Genomic DNA, 392 nt, shown 5'->3' with positions numbered 1-392 from the left:
GTCTACTACTACACGCCAGCAGCGGTTGCGGTTCACAAGGACAGCAAGGCCAAATCGTTGAGCGATCTGGATGGCAAGGTTGTCGGCGCGACGACGACATCGACCTTCGAAGCCTATGCCAAGAAGGATCTGACGTTCGACGCGGCCGGTGCGCCGCCATTCGAATACAAGCTCAACCCGAAGGAAGTGCACTCCTACGAGAACTCCACCACCGCTTTCGACGATCTGCGGGTCGGTGACGGCGTTCGGCTCGATGCCGTCGTCTCGTCGCAGCCCAGCATCGTCGATGCCGTGAAAGCCGGTTATCCGATCAAGCAGATCGGCGATCCGGTGTTTTATGAGCCCCTGGCTGTCGCAATCGAACACGGTGACCCGGAATTCTCGGCCAGGAT

Annotated in this window: 1 protein-coding gene; it reads left to right on the top strand. The window is 59.2% G+C overall.

From position 1 onward, the window contains the following. On the top strand, positions 1–392 hold a 392-nt coding region (locus EN925_RS39445), incomplete at both ends, for a transporter substrate-binding domain-containing protein (protein WP_128337524.1).

It is taken from the genome of Mesorhizobium sp. M7A.F.Ca.US.006.04.2.1, from assembly GCF_004022915.1.
GTDB lineage: Bacteria > Pseudomonadota > Alphaproteobacteria > Rhizobiales > Rhizobiaceae > Mesorhizobium > Mesorhizobium ciceri.
This window is presented reverse-complemented; position numbering and strand designations above follow the sequence as displayed.